We start from the raw sequence: 19269 nt of genomic DNA on the forward strand, positions 1-19269 counted from the left end.
CGGAGGCGTGCAGCTACCGCGGCGAGGCCGCCGACTTCTTTGCCAGCATCTCGCTGAGCTACCTCGGCGACATGCAGTTAGAACTGATCCAGCCGGTCCGCGGCCAGAACATCTATAGTGACTTCCTGTCCGAGCGCGGGCCGGGTTTGCACCACATCTGCATGGAGGTCGAAAGCCCCGAGCAACTGGAAGTGGCGGTGAGCGAGGCCGGCGAGCGGGGCGCCGCGGTTGTGCAGCGAGGCGTGATGCCCGGCGGCATCCACTTCGTCTACCTGTCCGCGCCGCAGGCGGGCGTGCCGTATGTGGAGCTTGCGTACGTTTCGCCCGAAATGCGGGCCTTTTACGACTACATCAAACAGGAGCAGCGGTGAGCCGCGCCGGCGACGGTGCGCGACGCAGCGATGAGGAGGAGTGGCGCCCATGAGCACGGAGATACCGGCGACAGTCAGCGCGAACGACGTGACCGCGTGGTCGGATGACGTCGACGTCCTGGTGATCGGGTTCGGCATTGCCGGCGGCTGCGCCGCGGTCAGTGCGGCCGCCGCCGGCGCGCGGGTGCGGGTGCTCGAACGCGCGGCCGCGGCGGGCGGCACCACTTCGCTTGCCGGGGGCCACTTTTACCTCGGTGGCGGGACGGCGGTGCAACAGGCGACCGGTCAAGACGATTCCGTCGAGGAGATGTACAAGTATCTGGTCGAGGTGTCGCGGGAACCCGAACTCGACAAGATCCGCGCCTACTGCGAGGGCAGCGTCGAGCATTTCAACTGGCTGGAAGACCTGGGTTTTCAGTTCGAGCGCAGCTATTACCCGGGCAAGGTCGTCGTGCCGCCGGGCACCGAGGGGCTGAGCTACACCGGCAACGAGAAGGTCTGGCCCTTCTGCGAGCGGGCCAAACCGGCACCGCGCGGGCACTCGGTGCCGGTGCCCGGCGAATTGGGCGGCGCAAGCATGGTTGTCGACCTGCTGCTCAAGCGGGCCGACGCCCTGGGCGTGCAGATCCGCTACGAGACGGGGGTGACCAACCTGGTCACCGACGGCGACGGCGCGGTCGTCGGCGTGGCCTGGAAACACTTCACCGAAACCGGCGCCATCAAAGCCAAGTCCGTGATCATCGCGGCCGGTGGATTCGCGATGAACCCGGAGATGGTCGCCGAGCACACGCCCGCACTGGGTCAGGAGCGACGCACCAAACACCACGGCGTCGTGGCGCCCTACATCCTGGGCAATCCCAACGACGACGGACTCGGCATCCGGATGGGCGTCTCGGCCGGCGGCGCCACCAAGAACATGGACGAGTTGTTCATCACCGCGGCGGCCTACCCGCCCGAGGTGTTGCTGACCGGCGTGATCGTCAACAAAGACGGCCAGCGTTTCGTCGCCGAGGACTCTTACCACTCGCGGACGTCGGCCTTCGTGTTGGAGCAGCCGGACCAGACGGCGTACCTGATCGTGGACGAGGCGCACACCGAGATGCCCGCCATGCCGCTGATCCGCTTCCTCGACGGGTACGAGACGATCGCGGAAATGGAAGCCGCGCTTGGCATTCCGGCCGGCAATCTTGCGGCCACGCTGGACCGCTACAACAAGAATGCCGCCGCGGGCGAGGATCCCGATTTCCACAAGCAGCCGGAATTCCTTGCGCCGCAAGACAATGGTCCGTGGGCGGTATTCGATCTGTCGCTCGGGCGGGCGATGTACTCGGGATTCACCATCGGCGGCCTCGCGGTGACCGTCGACGGCGAGGTGCAGCGGGAAGACGGCTCCGTCGTGCCCGGCTTGTATGCCGCCGGGGCGTGCGCGTCCAACCTCGCCCAGGACGGCAAGGGCTACGCGAGCGGAACGCAGCTGGGTGAAGGGTCGTTCTTCGGCCGCCGCGCCGGAGCGCACGCGGCGCAACGCGCCGGGGGAGCGTAGGCGCGCCACGACCCAGCGCCGGAGCGCACGCGGCGCAACGCGCCGGGGGAGCGTAGGCGCGCCACGACCCAGCGCCGGAGCGCACGCGGCGCAACGCGCCGGGGGAGCGTAGGCGTCAGACCGGCGCGGGTTCCTTCTCGACGGGTCCCAATTGCCATGGGCCGCCGCCGAGCAGGTGCAGCTGCTGGGAGTGGTGTTGTTCGACGGTGGGCCGGTGGCTCACGCTGACCATGACGCACTCGGGCAGCTCGGTCCGCACCAGCTGGTACAGCGCGAATTCCAGGCCCTCGTCCAGCGCGGAGGTGGCCTCGTCGAGGAAGACCGCCTTCGGCTGGGTCAGCAGGATGCGCGCGAAGGCGACCCGCTGCTGTTCGCCAGGCGAGAGCACCTTGGCCCAGTCGTTCTCTTCGTCGAGCCGGTTGATCAGCGGCGCCAGGGCCACCTTGGTGAGCACGTCGCGTAGCTGTTCGTCGGGCACGTTGTCCGGCGAGTTCGGGTAGCACACCACGGTGCGCAAACTGCCCAGCGGCACATACGGCAGCTGGGACAGGAACATCGTCGCGTTGTCGCCGTCCGGGCGGCACAGGGTCCCCGAGGCGTACGGCCACAGTTCGGCGAGGCTGCGCAGCAGCGTGGTCTTGCCGGCCCCGGACCGGCCGGTGATCACCAGGCTGTCGCCCGAATCGAGCTGGATGTCCAGCGAGTCGACCAGCTGATCGCCCTCCGGCGTGCGCACCTCGATGCCGCGCAGCTCCACTGCGGAATCCTCGCTGGGCTTGACCAAAATGGTGGGCAGCGCGCGGCCCTTGCTGTTGGCGTCGACGAGGCCGTGCAACCGGATGATCGCCGCCCGGAAGGCCGCGAACGCGTCATAGTTGTTGCGGAAGAACGACAGTGAGTCGTTGATGTTGCCGAAAGCCTGCGCGGTCTGGGTGACATCGCCGAAGGCGATCTCCCCGGCGAACAGGCGCGGCGCCTGAATTGCCAACGGCAGCGGAATGATGGTCTGCGTCGCCGACCAGTTCCATCCGTTGAAGATGATGGTCCGGCGGACAAACCTGCGGTAGTTGTCGATGACCGGCGTGAAGCGCCCCCACAGCTGCGCCCGCTCGACGCGCTCGCCGCGGTAGAAGCCCACCGCCTCCGCGGCGTCGCGCAACCGCACCAGGGCGTAACGGAACGCGGCGTTGAGTTTCTCGTTGTTGAAGCTCAGCCAAATCAGCGGGCGTCCAAGCCAAATCGCGACCACCGTCGCGATCAAGACATAGATCAGAACGGTCCAGAACATCGCACGCGGCACGGTCACACCGAAAAGATCGAAGTCTCCGGACAAATTCCACAGGATCGCGGCGAACGAAATCACCGATGCCACCGCGTTGACGGCACCAAACAGCAGGGTGTTGGTCGTCCCGTTGGACGGGATGTTCGGGGTGCCGCCCACCCCGGCGGTAAAGATGTCGACATCCTGTTGGATGCGCTGGTCGGGGTTGTCAATAGTGTTGTCGATGAACAGATCCCGGTAATAGGCCCGGCCCGCGAGCCAGTCGTCGGTGAGATGGCCCGTCAACCACATGCGCCAGGCGATGATGAATCGCTGCGTCAAGTAGATGTCGAGGATCACCCGGGCGATGAAGATGGCCGCCAGCAGGATGAAAATTCCGAGCGACACCCAAAAGTTGTGGATCCCGGACTGTTTGACCTCATTGTTCCCCGTGGCGAGCCCTTTCAGTGCCACCTGCAACGCCGTGTACATGTCGTTGCTCTGATAGCTGAACAGCACGTTGAGCCGGACCGAGAAGAGCACCAGCAGCAGCAGCACACCGAGCCCCAGCCAGGCCCTGACGCTGGTCGGCCCGACGAAGTAACCGCGCGTGATCCGCCAGAATTGGCGGCCCCACGGGGTCAGATACCTGGCGGCGACCAGCGCGGCCAGCAGGCTGACGGCACCGATAACCCATGCGATGGCGAGCCACCGCAGGGAATCCTGAAATGCCGACGACCAATCGATGGACGGTTTGAACAGCTTCGAGTCCAATTTCGGCGTCTCCTTCTGCGGTCGGCACTTCCCCGCAAATTACCCGAGCGGTTCTCGAATAGGCTGCGCAGATGAGCATCGACGCTCCATCCAGCCAGACCGTACATGCCGGCCGACTCATCGCGCGCCGCCTCAAAGCCAGCGGTGTCGACACCGTCTTCACGCTGTCCGGCGGCCACCTGTTCTCCATCTACGACGGGTGCCGCGAAGAAGGAATCCGCCTGATCGACACCCGCCACGAGCAGACCGCGACCTTCGCCGCCGAGGGCTGGTCGAAGGTGACGCGGTCGCCGGGCGTGGCCGCGCTGACCGCGGGGCCGGGCATCACCAACGGGATGAGCGCGATGGCCGCCGCGAAGCAGAACCAGTCGCCGCTGGTGGTGCTGGGCGGCCGGGCGCCGGCGCAGCGCTGGGGCATGGGGTCGCTGCAGGAGATCGACCACGTACCGTTCGTGGCGCCGCTCGCCCGCTTCGCCGCCACCGCGCAGTCTGCGGGCGACGTCGGCCGGCTGGTCGACGACGCGCTGCGCGCCGCGGTTACAGCGCCCTCGGGCGTCGGCTTCGTCGACTTCCCGATGGACCACGTGTTCTCCGTGTCCGACGATGACGCCCGGCCCGGCGCGCTCGTCGACCTGCCACCCGGTCCCGCGCCCGACGGTGCGGCCCTGAGTCGGGCCGCGGCCCTGCTCTCCGCGGCGCAGCGGCCGGTGATCATGGCGGGCACCAATGTGTGGTGGGGGCGCGGCGAGGCGGCCCTGCTGCGCCTGGCCGAGGAACTGCACATCCCGGTGCTGATGAACGGCATGGCCCGCGGCGCGGTTCCCGCCGATCATCCGTTGGCGTTCTCCAGGGTCCGCGGGAAAGCCTTGGGGGAGGCCGACGTTGCGCTGATCGTCGGGGTGCCGATGGATTTCCGGCTCGGCTTCGGCGCGGTCTTCGGGCCAGACACCGAGCTCATCGTGGTCGACCGGGTCGAACCCGACCGCCGCCATCCCCGGCCGGTGGCGGCCGAGCTGTACGGCGACCTGTTGACGATCCTCGCCGCGCTGGCCCCGGCCACCGGGAGCGACCACCGCGGCTGGATCGACGAACTGCGAACCGCCGAGACCGCGGCGCGCGACAAGGAGAAGGCCGAACTCGCCGACGACCGCATACCGCTGCACCCGATGCGGGTCTACGCCGAGCTCGCGCCGATGCTGGACCGCGACGCCGTGGTCGTCATCGACGCCGGCGATTTCGGGTCCTACGCCGGGCGGGTGATCGACAGCTACCAGCCGGGCTGCTGGCTGGACAGCGGACCGTTCGGCTGTCTGGGGTCGGGCCCCGGCTACGCGTTGGCCGCCAAGCTGGCCCACCCGGACCGCCAGGTGGTGCTGCTGCAGGGCGACGGCGCGTTCGGGTTCAGCGGCATGGAATGGGACACCCTGGTTCGGCACCACGTGCCGGTCGTCTCCGTGATCGGCAACAACGGAATCTGGGCGCTGGAGAAGCACCCCATGGAAGCGCTGTACGGCTACTCGGTGGTCGCCGAACTGCGTCCCGGCACCCGCTACGACGAGGTGGCCCGCGCCCTGGGCGGGCACGGCGAACTGGTCGCCGCGCCCGGCGAGCTGCGGCCCGCGCTGGAACGGGCCTTCGCCAGCGGCCTGCCGGCCGTCGTCAATGTGCTCACCGACCCCGACGTCGCATATCCACGCCGGTCCAACCTCGCGTGATGAATCCGCGCGGTGGGTCACCGCGTACCGTTGACCTGTGCCTAAGACGACCCGCGCTCAACCCGGCCGGCTGAGCAGCCGCTTTTGGAAGCTGCTCGGCGCCAGCACCGAAAAGGACCGCAGCCGCTCGCTCACCCAGGTCAAGGACTCGTCGGAGTACGACGGCGAGGCGGCCGGGCTCAGCGACGAGCAGCTGCGCAAGGCGGCCGGGCTGCTCAACCTCGACGACCTCGCCGATTCCGAGGACATCCCGCAGTTCCTGGCCATCGCCCGGGAGGCGGCCGAACGATCGACGACCCTGCGCCCATTCGATGTGCAGCTGCTCGGGGCGCTGCGCATGCTGGCCGGCGACGTCATCGAGATGGCCACCGGTGAGGGCAAGACCCTGGCCGGGGCGATCGCGGCCGCGGGCTACGCGCTGGCCGGTCGGCACGTGCACGTGGTGACGATCAACGACTACCTGGCCCGCCGGGACGCGGAATGGATGGGCCCGGTCATCGAGGCCATGGGCCTGACCGTCGGCTGGATCACCGCCGAGTCGACCAGCGAGGAACGCCGGGCCGCCTACGGCTGCGACGTCACCTACGCCTCGGTCAACGAGATCGGCTTCGACGTGCTGCGCGATCAGCTGGTGACCGACGTCGCCGACCTGGTCTCACCCAACCCCGACGTGGCCCTGATCGATGAGGCCGACTCGGTGCTGGTCGACGAGGCGCTGGTGCCGCTGGTGCTGGCCGGCACGACCCACCGGGAGACACCGCGGCTGGAGATCATCAAGCTGGCCGGCCAGCTCGAGGCCGGCACCGACTACGACACCGACGCCGACAGCCGCAACGTCCACCTGACCGAGGTCGGCGCCCGCAAGGTGGAAAAGGCGCTCGGCGGCATCGATCTGTACTCCGAGGAGCACGTCGTCACCACCCTGACGGAGATCAACGTCGCGCTGCACGCCCACGTGCTGTTGCAGCGCGACGTGCACTACATCGTCCGCGACGACGCGGTGCACCTGATCAACGCCGCGCGGGGGCGCATCGCGCAACTGCAACGCTGGCCCGACGGCCTGCAGGCCGCGGTGGAGGCCAAGGAGGGCATCGAGACCACCGAAACCGGCGAGGTGCTCGACACCATCACGGTGCAGGCGCTGATCAACCGTTACGCGACGGTGTGCGGCATGACCGGCACCGCGCTGGCCGCCGGTGAGCAGCTGCGCCAGTTCTACAAGCTCGGTGTGTCACCAATTCCGCCCAACGAGCCCAACATTCGCGAAGACGAATCCGACCGCGTGTACATCACCGCCGCCGCCAAGAACGACGCGATCGTCGCCCACATCGCCGAGGTGAACGAGACCGGGCAGCCCGTGCTGGTGGGCACCCGCGACGTCGCCGAATCCGAGGACCTGCACGAGCGGTTGCTGCGCCGCGGGGTGCCCGCGGTGGTGCTGAACGCGAAAAACGACGCCGAGGAAGCTCAGGTGATCGCCGAGGCCGGCAAGTTCGGCGTCGTCACCGTCTCCACCCAGATGGCCGGGCGCGGCACCGACATCCGCCTCGGCGGCTCCGACGAAGCCGACCACGACCGGGTCGCCGAGCTCGGCGGGCTGCACGTCGTCGGAACCGGGCGACACCACACCCAGCGGCTGGACAACCAGCTGCGCGGGCGCGCCGGGCGGCAGGGCGACCCGGGGTCGTCCGTCTTCTTCTCGAGTTGGGAAGACGACGTGGTGGCGGCCAACCTCGACCACAACAAGCTGCCGATGGACACCGACGAGGACGGCCGGATCGTCAGCCCGAAGGCGGCGGGCTTGCTCGACCACGCCCAGCGCGTGGCCGAGGGCCGCATGCTGGACGTGCACGCGAACACCTGGCGCTACAACCAGTTGATCGCCCAGCAGCGCGCCATCATCGTAGACCGGCGAAACACGTTGCTGCGCAACCCAACCGCGCGCGAGGAGCTGGCCGAGCTGGCCCCCAAGCGCTATCAGGAGCTGGCCGAGACCGAGGGGATCACCGAGGAGCGCCTGGAGACGATCTGCCGGCAGATCATGCTGTATCACCTCGACCGCGGCTGGGCCGACCACCTGGCGTATCTGGCCGACATCCGCGAAAGCATCCATCTGCGGGCGCTGGGCCGGCAGAACCCGCTGGACGAGTTTCACCGGTTGGCGGTCGACGCCTTCGCGTCACTGGCCGCCGACGCCATCGAGGCGGCCCAGCAGACGTTCGAAACCGCCAACGTCCTCGACGAGGAGCCCGGGCTGGACCTGTCCAAGCTGGCGCGGCCGACGTCGACGTGGACCTACATGGTCAACGACAACCCGCTGTCGGATGACACGCTGTCCACTCTGAGCCTGCCCGGGGTGTTCCGCTGAGCTCGTGGCGATCGCAAGCGCGGCGCAGCCGGGCGTTCGGCGCCCAGTCGCGTTAAGGTCACGGCTCATGGAGCCGGTGCTTCCGCCCAACCGGGTGCTGACGGTGCCCAACGCGCTCAGCGCTGTCCGCCTGGCGCTGATCCCGGTGTTCGTCTATGCGCTGCTGGTCGCCCACGCCAACGGGTGGGCCGTCGGGATTCTGATGTTCAGCGGCGCCTCGGACTGGGCGGACGGCAAGATCGCCCGGCTGCTGGATCAGTCCTCCCGGCTCGGGGTCCTGCTCGACCCGGCGGTCGACCGCCTCTACATGGTGGCCGTGCCCATCGTGTTGGCGTTCAGCGGGATTGTGCCCTGGTGGTTGGTCATCGTGCTGCTCGCGCGCGACGGCCTGTTGGCCGCCACGCTGCCGCTGCTGTGGAGTCGAGGCCTGTCGGCGCTGCCGGTGACCTACATCGGCAAGGCCGCGACGTTCGCCCTGATGTCCGGCTTCCCGCTGGTGCTGCTGGGCACCTGGGATGCGCTGTGGAGCCACGTGATCGGGGCCTGCGGATGGGCCTTTTTGATCTGGGGCATGTATGCCTACCTGTGGGCGTTCGTGCAGTATGCGGTGCAGATGACTCTCGTGCTGCGACGCATGCCCAAGGTCGATCGCGGTTCTCGCCCGTCGGCCGCGTCGAAGGTGGCTGACCATGGCTGATAGGGATCCCCTGCTCGGCGGCTATGACCCCAATGCCGGGCACAGCGCGCATGTGGCGTCGCGACCGAAACAGATCCCGGTGCCCTCGCTGCTGCGCGCCCTGCTCTCCGAGCACCTCGATCCCGGTTACGCGGCGGCGGCGGCCAAGCGCGGTGCCGCCGACGCGCCATCCGGTGGGCGCCGGCGGGTGGTCGGCTGGCTCTGGCAGGCGCTGGCGGCGCTGCTGATCGCGACGGTGTTCGCCGCCGCGGTCGCGCAGGCCCGCTCGGTGGCTCCGGGGGTGCGCACCGCCCAGCAGCTGCTGTTGGGCAATGTGCGGTCGGCCGAAGGCGCTGCGGCCAAGCTGAGCCAGCGCCGCGGCGAGCTGGCGACGCGCGTCGACGACGTTCAGCGCCACGCCCTGGCCGACGACGCCGAGGGGCAGCGGCTGCTGAAACGCCTGGACGCGCTGAGCCTGGCCGCGGCCAGCACGGCGATCATCGGGCCCGGCCTGAAGGTGACCGTCACCGATCCCGGCGCCAGCCCGAACCTTTCCGACGTGTCCAAGCAGCGGGTCAGCGGCAGCCGGCAGATCATCCTGGACCGCGATCTGCAATTGCTGGTCAACTCGTTGTGGGCCAGCGGCGCCGAGGCGATCTCCGTCGGCGGAGTGCGGATCGGGCCGAACGTGACCATCCGGCAGGCCGGCGGCGCGATCCTGGTCGACAACAACCCGACCAGCAGCCCGTACACGGTCCTGGCCATCGGTGCGCCGCGGGCGATGCGCGACGTCTTCGACAGCAGCCCCGGCCTGCAGCGACTGCGACTGTTGCAGATTTCCTACGGTGTCGTGGTTACGGTGGACGCCGCCGACGGTCTTTCGCTGCCAGCCGGATCGATCCGGGATGTCAAGTTCGCCAAGCAGATTGGGCCACGGTGAGAGAAGTCCTGAACAGACGCATTCCCCTGTGCGAGACGCGGACGGGAAACCACGCATGATCGGTATCGCAGCGCTGGCGATCGGCATCGTGCTGGGCCTCGTCTTTCACCCCGCGGTGCCAGAAGTCGTCCAGCCCTATCTGCCGATCGCGGTGGTCGCGGCGCTGGACGCCGTGTTCGGCGGGTTGCGCGCATACCTGGAACGGATCTTCGACCCGAAGGTCTTCGTGATTTCGTTCGTGTTCAACGTGTTCGTGGCCGCCCTGATCGTCTATGTCGGTGACCAATTGGGGGTGGGCACCCAGCTGTCCACGGCCATCATCGTCGTGCTGGGTATCCGCATCTTCGGCAATGCGGCCGCGCTGCGCCGCAGGCTGTTCGGGGCGTGACGCACTTGAGGTTGAGGTTGACGTGAGCCAGGATCCGCAAGATCGCGCCGGCGGCCAGCGGGCCGCCGGCCACGGTGGTGACGGTGCGACCCAGGAACAGGGTTCGCCGCGCGGCCGCCACGAATTGGCCGCGAAAAGCCCCCGTCCGGAAATCGGTGCGGTGCACCGCACCGGGTTATCGGGGATGGTGCGCGGCGGCCGCTCCCGGATGGCGTTCGGGACGCTGGCCGCGATGCTGTGCCTGCTGCTGGGCCTCGCGATCGTCACTCAGGCCCGCCAGACGGAGTCGGGTGACGCGCTGGAGACGGCGCGGCCGGCGGACCTGTTGGTGCTGCTGGATTCGTTGCGGCAACGCGAAGGCACGCTCAACACCGAGGTGAACGAGCTACAGAACACGCTGAATTCGTTGCAGGCGTCGGGAAACAACGACCAGGCCGCCATCCAGTCCGCGCAGTCCAGGCTGGCGGCGCTGTCCATTCTGGTGGGGGCGGTCGGTGCCACCGGGCCCGGCGTCACCGTCACGATCGAGGACCCCGGGCCCGGGGTTTCGCCGGAGGCGATGCTCGACGTGATCAACGAGTTGCGCGCCGCCGGCGCCGAGGCGATCGAGGTCAACGACGCACACCAGTCGGTGCGAGTGGGTGTCGACACCTGGGTGGTGGGGACGCCCGGGTCGCTGACCATCGACTCGAAAACGCTGGCACCGCCGTATTCGATTCTGGCGATTGGCGATCCGCCCACTCTGGCCGCGGCCATGAACATTCCCGGCGGCGCGCAGGACACCGTCAAGCGCGTCGGGGGGCGAATGTCGGTCCAGCAGGCCGACCGGGTGGACGTGACCACCTTGCGGCAACCAAAACCGCACCAATACGCTCAGCCGGTCAAGTGAGCATCACCCGAACAGAACAGGATCACTCGTGAGCGATATCCCGCCCGATCTGCGTTACACCGCCGAACACGAATGGGTTCGTCGAAGTGGGGATGACACCGTGCGAGTGGGCATCACCGATTTTGCGCAATCGGCGTTGGGTGATGTGGTTTTCGTTCAGCTGCCCGACGTGGGCACCGAGTTGACCGCGGGCGAATCCTTCGGTGAGGTCGAATCCACGAAATCGGTGTCGGACTTGTATGCGCCCGTCTCGGGCAAAGTCTCGGCGGTCAACGCCGATCTGGATGGCAGTCCGCAATTGGTGAACTCCGACCCGTACGGCGCCGGGTGGTTGCTGGACGTTCAGGTATCCGAGGTCGGCGAATTGGAGTCGACAATTTCTTCGCTGCTCGACGCTGAGGCCTACCGCGGAACGCTCACCGAATGAGGATTGCTAATGTCCCTGCAGCCCCGCACCGCCGGCGAGCGGCGGGGCCAGGGTACGGGGGAATCGGAGTTTCGGTTCGTCAGGTGGTGGGCGCATTGCAGGCCGGTGCGCGGTACCGTCGACACATCGACCTTTGAAGACCTTCGAAGATCGCTGAAAGACACGTGACAGACACTTTGACAGTACGAAACGGCAGTAATCGGCATACCGGGCAAAGAAACCTGGTGCACAAGCCGGCCGAGCGGCCCGGACAGACAACGCCACAGCAGCCAGTGAGGAGCAGCGCGTGACGGACATGGACAACGACCAGAATTCGGACGAAGTCACGGTAGAGACGACTTCGGTCTTCCGTGCGGACTTCCTCAACGAATTGGACGCGCCCGCGCAGGCGGGAACCGAGAGCGCGGTATCCGGGGTCGAAGGGCTCCCGGCGGGCTCGGCGTTGCTGGTCGTCAAGCGGGGACCGAATGCCGGTTCGCGATTCCTGCTGGATCAGGCCACCACGTCCGCCGGGCGGCATCCCGACAGCGACATTTTTCTCGACGACGTGACCGTCAGCCGCCGGCACGCCGAATTCAGGTTGGAAAACAACGAATTCAGCGTGGTCGACGTTGGTAGTCTCAACGGCACTTACGTCAACCGTGAGCCCGTGGACTCGGCGGTGCTTGCCAACGGCGACGAAGTGCAGATCGGCAAGTTCCGCTTGGTGTTTCTCACCGGACCCAAGCAGGGTGAGGATGGAGGATCTTCAGGCTAGTGAGCGCACCCGATAGCTCGGCACTGGCCGGGATGTCGATCGGGGCGGTCTTGGAGTTGCTGAGGCCGGACTTCCCCGATGTCACCATCTCCAAAATCCGCTTCCTGGAGGCCGAGGGGCTGGTGACGCCGCAGCGGGCCGCGTCGGGGTATCGAAGGTTCACCGCATATGACTGCGCGCGGTTGCGGTTCATCCTTACTGCGCAGCGTGATCACTATCTGCCGCTGAAGGTCATCAGGGCGCAACTGGACGCCCAGCCCGACGGCGAGCTGCCGCCCGTCAAATCGTCATATTCGGTCCCGCGACTGGTGTCGGTGGCGGGCACCGGGGACGGCGCCGGCTCGGATCCGCGCTCGGACACTTCGGCGGTGGCCCCCACCCACGTCCGGCTGAGCCGCGAAGAGCTGCTGGCGCGCGCGGGCGTGGACGACGAGCTGCTGACCTCGCTTCTCAAAGCGGGAGTCATCACCACCGGGCCCGCCGGATTTTTCGACGAGCACGCCGTGGTCATCCTGCAATGCGCCCGGGCGCTGTCGGACTACGGTGTCGAACCACGGCACTTGCGGGCTTTCCGCTCGGCCGCCGATCGGCAGTCGGACCTGATCGCCCAAATCGCCGGGCCGGTAGTCAAAGCCGGCAAAGCCGGCGCCCGCGACCGCGCCGACGATTTGGCGCGCGAGGTCGCCGCACTCGCCATCACGTTGCACACGTCGTTGATCAAATCCGCCGTTCGCGACGTTCTGGATCGGTGAGGACTAGACTTCGTTCGACAGCTTGGTTTTCGGCAGTAGGGCGGATTTTTGACCTCGCCGTCCTGGCGAGTAACCAATCCAACCGGCGCCACAATGCGGAGGGCAGACACAAATGGGTGAAGTTCGTGTTGTCGGCATTCGCGTAGAGCAGCCGCAGAACCAGCCGGTGTTGTTACTGCGCGAAACCAACGGCGACCGTTACCTTCCGATCTGGATCGGTCAGTCGGAGGCCGCCGCCATCGCCCTGGAACAGCAAGGCGTCGAGCCCCCGCGCCCGTTGACGCACGATTTGATCAGGGATGTCATTGCCGCCCTTGGACATTCGTTGAAAGAGGTGCGGATCGTCGATCTGCAAGAGGGCACTTTCTACGCCGACCTGGTGTTCGACCGCAACATCACCGTGTCGGCCCGCCCCTCGGACTCGGTGGCGATCGCGCTGCGCGTCGGCGTGCCCATCTACGTCGAGGAAGGCGTGCTTGCCCAGGCCGGCCTGCTGATTCCGGACGAGAGCGACGAGGAAGGCGGCACCGCCGTCCGCGAGGACGAGGTGGAGAAGTTCAAGGAATTTCTCGACAGCGTGTCTCCGGACGACTTCAAAGCCACCTAAGCCTGTTACCAGCGCTTTGGGATCGGGGTGCCGGCTGGTTTAGCCTGGATGGCGACATCACGGATGCGTCTCAAACAGCACCGTGATCTCGACACGCTGGCGGATAGCTCGCCGACTTGGCCCCGCGGCGGCCATACTTTGATCGCGACTACAGGCGCGGTGGCTATCTACAGAGCGTAAGCTCTACTAGCACTCGGGCTTGAGCAAACGTGGCTGCGATGCAGCCTTCAGACGCAGCCAACGACGAGAGCGCGATCGCGGAGAGGAACCACCGTGAGCGAGCAGCCACGCCAAGAGCAGCTCAACCTAGCGGACAGCGCTAACCCGGCGCCCAGTGACCGCAGTGTCACCGTAGCCAGCGCACCCGTGCAGCCCGGCCTGTTCCCGGACGACTCCGTGCCCGACGAGCTGGTCGGATACCGCGGTCCGAGCGCCTGCCAGATCGCCGGCATCACCTACCGCCAGCTGGACTACTGGGCCCGCACCTCACTGGTGGTCCCGTCGATCCGCAGCGCGGCGGGCTCGGGCAGCCAGCGCCTCTACTCGTTCAAGGACATCCTGGTCCTCAAGATCGTCAAGCGGTTGCTGGACACCGGGATCTCGTTGCACAACATCCGCGTCGCCGTCGATCACCTGCGCCAGCGCGGCGTCCAGGACCTGGCCAACATCACCCTGTTCTCCGACGGCACCACCGTTTACGAGTGCACCTCGGCCGAAGAGGTCGTCGACCTGCTGCAGGGCGGGCAGGGCGTTTTCGGCATCGCCGTGTCCGGCGCCATGCGCGAGCTGACCGGCGTCATCGCGGACTTCCCCGGCGAGCGGGCCGACGGCGGCGAATCGATCGCCGAGCCCGAGGACGAGCTGGCGTCCCGGCGCAAGCACCGCGACCGCAAGATCGGCTGACGGCGCACCGCGCCACGCGCGACGTGGCGCTTCGCGCGGCCGAGTAAGCTGGGCAGCGCATCGCTTTCGTGCGGGAGAGTTTCGTGGCTGCCAGTCACGGACGCCGAAGGAGCAACACCTCTCCGTCAACCTCTCAGGCACCCGGACCGCGCGACATCATGATGCCTCTGGAAAGCGGCGTGGACCCGTGGGTCCGCACCCGCCGATGGGGAAAGGCGCTCGGTAGCGGGCGCCGAATCTCTCAGGCGCCCGGCGATGGGTGAAGACAGAGGGAGAGGGCCGTTAGTCCTCTGCCCCGATCCGTCTTCGCCCGCCCACACAGGAGTTCCAGTGTCCGATCAATTCACCTTCGCAGCTCGGCACATCGGCCCGGACAGTCAGGCCGTCGCGGCCATGCTCGCCGTCATCGGTGTCGACTCGCTGGACGACCTGGCCGCCAAGGCGGTGCCGGCCGGCATCCTGGACCGGCGCGGCGACGGCGGCGTCGCACCCGGTCTGGACCAACTGCCGCCGGCGGCCACCGAGACCGAGGCGCTGGCCGAGCTGCGGTCGCTGGCCGAGGCCAACACGGTGGCCGTGTCCATGATCGGGCAGGGCTACTACGACACGCTCACCCCGCCGGTATTGCTGCGCAACATCCTGGAGAACCCGGCCTGGTACACCGCCTACACGCCGTACCAGCCGGAGATCAGCCAGGGCCGGCTCGAGGCGCTGCTGAATTTCCAGACGATGGTCGCCGACCTCACCGGCCTCGAGGTCGCCAACGCCTCGATGCTGGACGAGGGCACCGCGGCGGCGGAGGCCATGACGCTGATGCACCGGGCGGCTCGTGGCAAGGCCAACCGCCTGGTGATGGACGCCGACCTGTTCACCCAGACCGCGGCCATCGTGGCCACCCGGGCCAAGCCGCTGGGCATCGAGATCGTCACCGCCGACCTGCGTGACGGCCTGCCCGACGGGGACTTCTTCGGCGTCATCGCCCAGCTGCCGGGGGCCAGCGGCCGGGTCACCGACTGGTCGGCCCTGGTCGAGCAGGCCCACGAGCGCGGCGCATTGGTCGCCATCGGCGCCGACCTGCTCGCCATGACGCTGGTCACGCCGCCCGGTGAGATCGGCGCCGACGTCGCCTTCGGCAGCACCCAAAGATTCGGCGTGCCAATGGGATTCGGGGGACCACACGCCGGCTACCTGGCGGTGCACGCCAACCACGCGCGTCAGCTGCCGGGCCGGCTGGTCGGGGTGTCGCTGGACGCCGACGGTTCGCCCGCCTACCGGCTGGCGCTGCAGACGCGCGAACAGCACATCCGCCGCGACAAGGCGACCAGCAACATCTGTACCGCGCAGGTGCTGCTGGCGGTGATGGCCGCGATGTACGCCAGCTACCACGGCGCCGAGGGGCTGACGGCGATCGCGCGCCGCGTCCACGGCCACGCCGGGGCTATCGCCGCCGCGCTCGGCGATGCGCTGGTGCACGACAAGTACTTCGACACCGTGCTGGCCAGGGTGCCCGGGCGCGCCGCCGAGGTGATCGCCGCGGCCAAGGCCAAGGGCATCAACCTGTGGCGGGTCGACGACGACCACGTGTCGGTGGCCTGCGACGAGGCCACCACCGGCGAGCACGTCGCCGCCGTGCTCGACGCCTTCGGGGTGCGACCTACCGGGCAGGCGGGTGCCGACGCCGGCATCGTCACCCGCACGTCGGAGTTCCTCACCCACCCCGCCTTCACCCAGTACCGCACCGAGACCGCGATGATGCGCTACCTGCGCGCGCTGGCCGACAAGGATATCGCGTTGGACCGCAGCATGATTCCGCTCGGGTCGTGCACCATGAAGCTGAACGCCGCCGCGGAGATGGAGCCCATCACCTGGCCGGAATTCGCCCGCCAGCATCCGTTCGCGCCGGCGTCCGACACCCCCGGGCTGCGGCGCCTGATCGCCGAGCTGGAGACCTGGCTGGTGCAGATCACCGGCTACGACGCCGTCTCGCTGCAGCCCAACGCCGGGTCGCAGGGCGAGTACGCCGGCCTGCTGGCCATTCACGATTACCACGCCAGCCGCGGGGAACGGCACCGCGACATCTGCCTCATCCCGTCCAGCGCACACGGCACCAACGCGGCCTCGGCGGCCCTGGCCGGGATGCGGGTCGTCGTGGTGGCCTGCCACACCAACGGCGACGTGGATCTCGAGGACCTGCGCGCCAAGGTCGGCGAGCACCGCGACCGGCTGTCCACGTTGATGATCACCTATCCGTCCACGCACGGCGTCTACGAGCACGACATCGCCGAGATCTGCGCCGCGGTGCACGACGCCGGCGGCCAGGTGTACGTCGACGGCGCCAACCTCAACGCGCTGGTCGGGTTGGCCCGGCCGGGCAAGTTCGGCGGCGACGTCAGCCACCTGAACCTGCACAAGACGTTCTGCATCCCGCACGGCGGCGGGGGACCCGGCGTGGGGCCGGTGGCGGTGCGCGCGCACCTGGCGCCGTTCCTGCCCGGGCATCCGTACGCCCCCGAACTACCCCAGGGCCACCCGGTGTCCGCGGCGCCCTACGGGTCGGCCTCGATCCTGCCGATCAGCTGGGCCTACATCAGGATGATGGGCGCCGAGGGGCTGCGCGCGGCCTCGCTGACCGCGATCACGTCGGCCAACTACATCGCCCGGCGACTCGACGAGTACTTCCCGGTGCTCTACACCGGCGAGAACGGCATGGTCGCCCACGAGTGCATCCTGGACCTGCGGGGCATCACCAAGTCCACCGGAGTCACCGTCGACGACGTGGCAAAGCGCTTGGCGGACTACGGGTTTCACGCACCGACCATGAGCTTCCCGGTGGCCGGCACGCTGATGGTGGAGCCCACCGAGAGCGAGAGCCTGACCGAGGTCGACGCGTTCTGTGACGCGATGATCGCCATCCGTGCCGAGATCGACCGGGTGGGCGCGGGGGAGTGGCCTGCTGAAGACAACCCGCTGCGCGGTGCACCCCACACGGCCGAGTGCCTGGTGGTCAGCGACTGGGACCACCCGTACACCCGGGAGCAGGCTGCCTACCCGCTGGGCAAGGAGTTCCGGCCGAAGGTCTGGCCGCCGGTGCGTCGCATCGACGGCGCCTACGGCGACCGCAATCTGGTCTGCTCGTGCCCGCCGGTGGAGGCGTTCGCCTGACGGTCCGGCCGGCCCTCAGCCGGGCGTCGTCGCCGGGGCCGGCACCACCAACGGCACCAGATACCGGCGGGCGAAATCGCGGGCCTGGCTCAGGTTGTAAATCGGGATGGCCGATTGCGGCGTCTTGATCAGCGAAATGATCAGCCGCCCGATCATCTCGCCGACGATCTCGGTGTCGAGATCGGCCGCCAGCTCGCCGCGCTCCTGCCAACGGCGAAGCCACGTGGCGATGTAGCCGCGGGTCATGGCGATCAGGTTCTCATCGGTCAGGTAGGCGGTCAGCTCACCGGCGGCGGGTGATTCGCGGATGCTTCGGGTCAGCAGCTTGGGCGCCGAGGCTTCGTGAACGAAGGCGGCGAAGACTTCGGCGATCCCTTCCTGCGGTGTCGACGCCCGGCCGGCGACCTCGGAGACCAGCGTGCTGAGCCGTAGCGACTCGTCCATGATGGTCAGCCGCACCAGGTTTCGCTTGTGCCGAAACCGGCGGTAGACCGTGGCGACGCCGACACCGGCGGTGTCGGCGATGTCCTGCATGGTGGTGTTGGAAAATCCGCGCTCGGTAAAGCAGGTGCGCGCCGCGGTGACGATGGTGCGGGCGGTCGGATCGAGGGTGGCCAGGCCGTCGGGCACCAAGCCGAGCAGCATCGCGGGGTCTACCATCTGGCCTCCAGCCGATCGGGGTGTCACGACGATTGTGCGCTATCGGGCGCCGCCGGGCGCTTCGCGACCTAGTGTGCCGAATCAGGCCGGTCGGGCGCGGCGAAGGAATCCAGCAGCACCGAGCGATACCGGTCGCGCAGCCGCTCGTACTGGTAGCGGTTGTAGGCCAACGGCTCCAGGGCGAGCCGTCGCGGCAACCATCGCCAGCCCAGCTGCAACGCGGCAACGTAGACGGCGAACTCGAATTGCTCGCGCGCACCCCACCGCACGCCCAGCAGCTCGCGCATGGTCGGATGGGCGACCGCGGCGGAACACACGACCACCGGCCGCGACGCCAGCGTCGTCATCACCGGCCACACCAATCGCAGCAGTGGCCGAACTTGTTTGGCTACCAACAACTTCGGGATGGGCGGCGCGACGAAACTGCGATTGGCGAACTGCAGGAATTCGTTGTCCGCCAGGTCTTTCACGGCGACGGAGTCGTAGTACTCGAGCATGTCGTGCAGGGTCGCCGGCAGCTTCGCCTGCTTACTGGGCAATTCCAGGAACTGCAGTTCGCCCCGCAGCGTCTGGTAGACGACCTCCTTCTCGGCCGCGGTGAGCCGGCGACCGCACACCCGCAGATAGGCCTGATACAACAGGTTCAGGCCGCTCACCGCCACCCAGATCCACACGTCGGGATTCAGTGCGCTGTAACGGGTGTCGCTGAACGAGTCCTTGCCGGCGCCCCGCACGTCTCGATGCAGTCGCTTCAGGTCGGCCCGCGATGTCCGCGCGTCCGAACTGTCGCCGAAGGTCGCCAGGGCGGTGAACGCGAAACTGCGGATGCCACGGTCGGTGAAGTTGTCCGCGAACCGTCCGCTGCGGTCCACCGCCGCCGCGATTTCGCGGTGCGCCACCTGGTCGAGGGCGAGGCGGCCGAACGCCGCCGCCAAGGGTGAGCCCGCGAACCACCGCACGTCGTCCGCCAGTTCCCGGTGCGCCGCGTCCGGTTTCGACGCCGCGCCGGGCACGCTGCCATAAAAACTCGCCGTCGTCGTCATGCCGGTCCTCCTTGAGCTGGTCGGTCACACCAC

17 protein-coding genes and 1 riboswitch are annotated in these 19269 nt (G+C 68.0%); of the genes, 14 read left to right on the forward strand and 3 right to left on the reverse strand.

The features are described from left to right. Nucleotides 1-371 (forward strand): VOC family protein (locus A9W96_RS04815; protein ID WP_067023231.1); only part of this gene is annotated, 371 nt, incomplete at its 5' end. 49 nt (nt 372-420) lie between these two features. Beyond that, nucleotides 421-1914: an FAD-binding protein gene (locus A9W96_RS04820; RefSeq protein ID WP_067138199.1), complete on the forward strand. Its 1494-nt coding sequence runs from the start codon at nt 421-423 to the stop codon at nt 1912-1914. A 115-nt stretch (nt 1915-2029) separates the two neighbouring features. On the opposite strand, the gene A9W96_RS04825 is transcribed toward A9W96_RS04820, so the two are convergent. Then, on the reverse strand, nt 2030-3949 hold the full coding sequence (locus A9W96_RS04825; RefSeq protein WP_067138200.1) for an ABC transporter ATP-binding protein/permease: 1920 nt from the start codon (nt 3947-3949) through the stop codon (nt 2030-2032). Nucleotides 3950-4020: 71 nt separating this feature from the next. On the opposite strand from A9W96_RS04825, the gene A9W96_RS04830 reads away from it, so the two are divergent. From A9W96_RS04830 to gcvP, 12 genes are all read left to right on the forward strand, one after another. Beyond that, a complete protein-coding gene (locus A9W96_RS04830; RefSeq protein ID WP_067138201.1) occupies nt 4021-5664 on the forward strand; it encodes an acetolactate synthase in 1644 nt (547 codons plus the stop codon). A 37-nt stretch (nt 5665-5701) separates the two neighbouring features. Continuing rightward, a complete protein-coding gene (gene secA2 / locus A9W96_RS04835; protein WP_066872715.1) occupies nt 5702-8032 on the forward strand; it encodes an accessory Sec system translocase SecA2 in 2331 nt (776 codons plus the stop codon). Between the two features lie 67 nt (nt 8033-8099). Next, nucleotides 8100-8729, forward strand: a complete 630-nt coding sequence (locus A9W96_RS04840; protein ID WP_067138203.1) for a CDP-alcohol phosphatidyltransferase family protein — start codon at nt 8100-8102, stop codon at nt 8727-8729. Further along, nucleotides 8722-9648: a DUF881 domain-containing protein gene (locus tag A9W96_RS04845; protein WP_066878230.1), complete on the forward strand. Its 927-nt coding sequence runs from the start codon at nt 8722-8724 to the stop codon at nt 9646-9648. Before A9W96_RS04840 ends, A9W96_RS04845 begins: the two co-directional genes overlap by 8 nt. Before the next feature lie 55 nt (nt 9649-9703). Then, the gene (locus A9W96_RS04850) at nt 9704-10036 is read left to right on the forward strand and encodes a small basic family protein (protein ID WP_007170008.1); all 333 of its coding nucleotides are present in this window, start codon (nt 9704-9706) and stop codon (nt 10034-10036) included. A gap of 22 nt (nt 10037-10058) precedes the next feature. Further along, the gene (locus A9W96_RS04855) at nt 10059-10925 is read left to right on the forward strand and encodes a DUF881 domain-containing protein (protein ID WP_067138205.1); all 867 of its coding nucleotides are present in this window, start codon (nt 10059-10061) and stop codon (nt 10923-10925) included. Nucleotides 10926-10953: 28 nt separating this feature from the next. Then, entirely contained in the window at nt 10954-11352 is a 399-nt protein-coding gene (gene gcvH, locus A9W96_RS04860; RefSeq protein WP_066872726.1) for a glycine cleavage system protein GcvH, read from the forward strand. A gap of 295 nt (nt 11353-11647) precedes the next feature. Further along, complete coding sequence (gene garA, locus A9W96_RS04865) at nt 11648-12109, forward strand: glycogen accumulation regulator GarA (protein ID WP_369806961.1); 462 nt, start codon at nt 11648-11650, stop codon at nt 12107-12109. Next, complete coding sequence (locus A9W96_RS04870; RefSeq protein WP_066872735.1) at nt 12109-12861, forward strand: MerR family transcriptional regulator; 753 nt, start codon at nt 12109-12111, stop codon at nt 12859-12861. The genes garA and A9W96_RS04870 overlap by 1 nt, the downstream gene beginning before the upstream one ends. A gap of 112 nt (nt 12862-12973) precedes the next feature. Then, the gene (locus tag A9W96_RS04875; RefSeq protein WP_007771374.1) at nt 12974-13468 is read left to right on the forward strand and encodes a bifunctional nuclease family protein; all 495 of its coding nucleotides are present in this window, start codon (nt 12974-12976) and stop codon (nt 13466-13468) included. Nucleotides 13469-13741: 273 nt separating this feature from the next. Next, on the forward strand, nt 13742-14371 hold the full coding sequence (locus A9W96_RS04880) for a MerR family transcriptional regulator (RefSeq protein ID WP_066872738.1): 630 nt from the start codon (nt 13742-13744) through the stop codon (nt 14369-14371). 61 nt (nt 14372-14432) lie between these two features. Then, a riboswitch (glycine riboswitch) is annotated at nt 14433-14530 on the forward strand. A gap of 171 nt (nt 14531-14701) precedes the next feature. Then, on the forward strand, nt 14702-17533 hold the full coding sequence (gene gcvP, locus A9W96_RS04885; protein WP_066872741.1) for an aminomethyl-transferring glycine dehydrogenase: 2832 nt from the start codon (nt 14702-14704) through the stop codon (nt 17531-17533). A gap of 15 nt (nt 17534-17548) precedes the next feature. Here the strand turns inward: gcvP and A9W96_RS04890 are convergent, their stop codons facing one another. Together A9W96_RS04890 and A9W96_RS04895 are read right to left on the reverse strand one after the other, a co-directional pair. Beyond that, nucleotides 17549-18193: a TetR/AcrR family transcriptional regulator gene (locus A9W96_RS04890; RefSeq protein ID WP_066872744.1), complete on the reverse strand. Its 645-nt coding sequence runs from the start codon at nt 18191-18193 to the stop codon at nt 17549-17551. 68 nt (nt 18194-18261) lie between these two features. Beyond that, the gene (locus A9W96_RS04895; RefSeq protein ID WP_067138207.1) at nt 18262-19236 is read right to left on the reverse strand and encodes an oxygenase MpaB family protein; all 975 of its coding nucleotides are present in this window, start codon (nt 19234-19236) and stop codon (nt 18262-18264) included. Between the last annotated feature and the right edge of the window lie 33 nt (nt 19237-19269).

Source organism: Mycobacterium sp. 1245852.3 (assembly GCF_001669335.1).
Lineage (GTDB): Bacteria > Actinomycetota > Actinomycetes > Mycobacteriales > Mycobacteriaceae > Mycobacterium > Mycobacterium europaeum_A.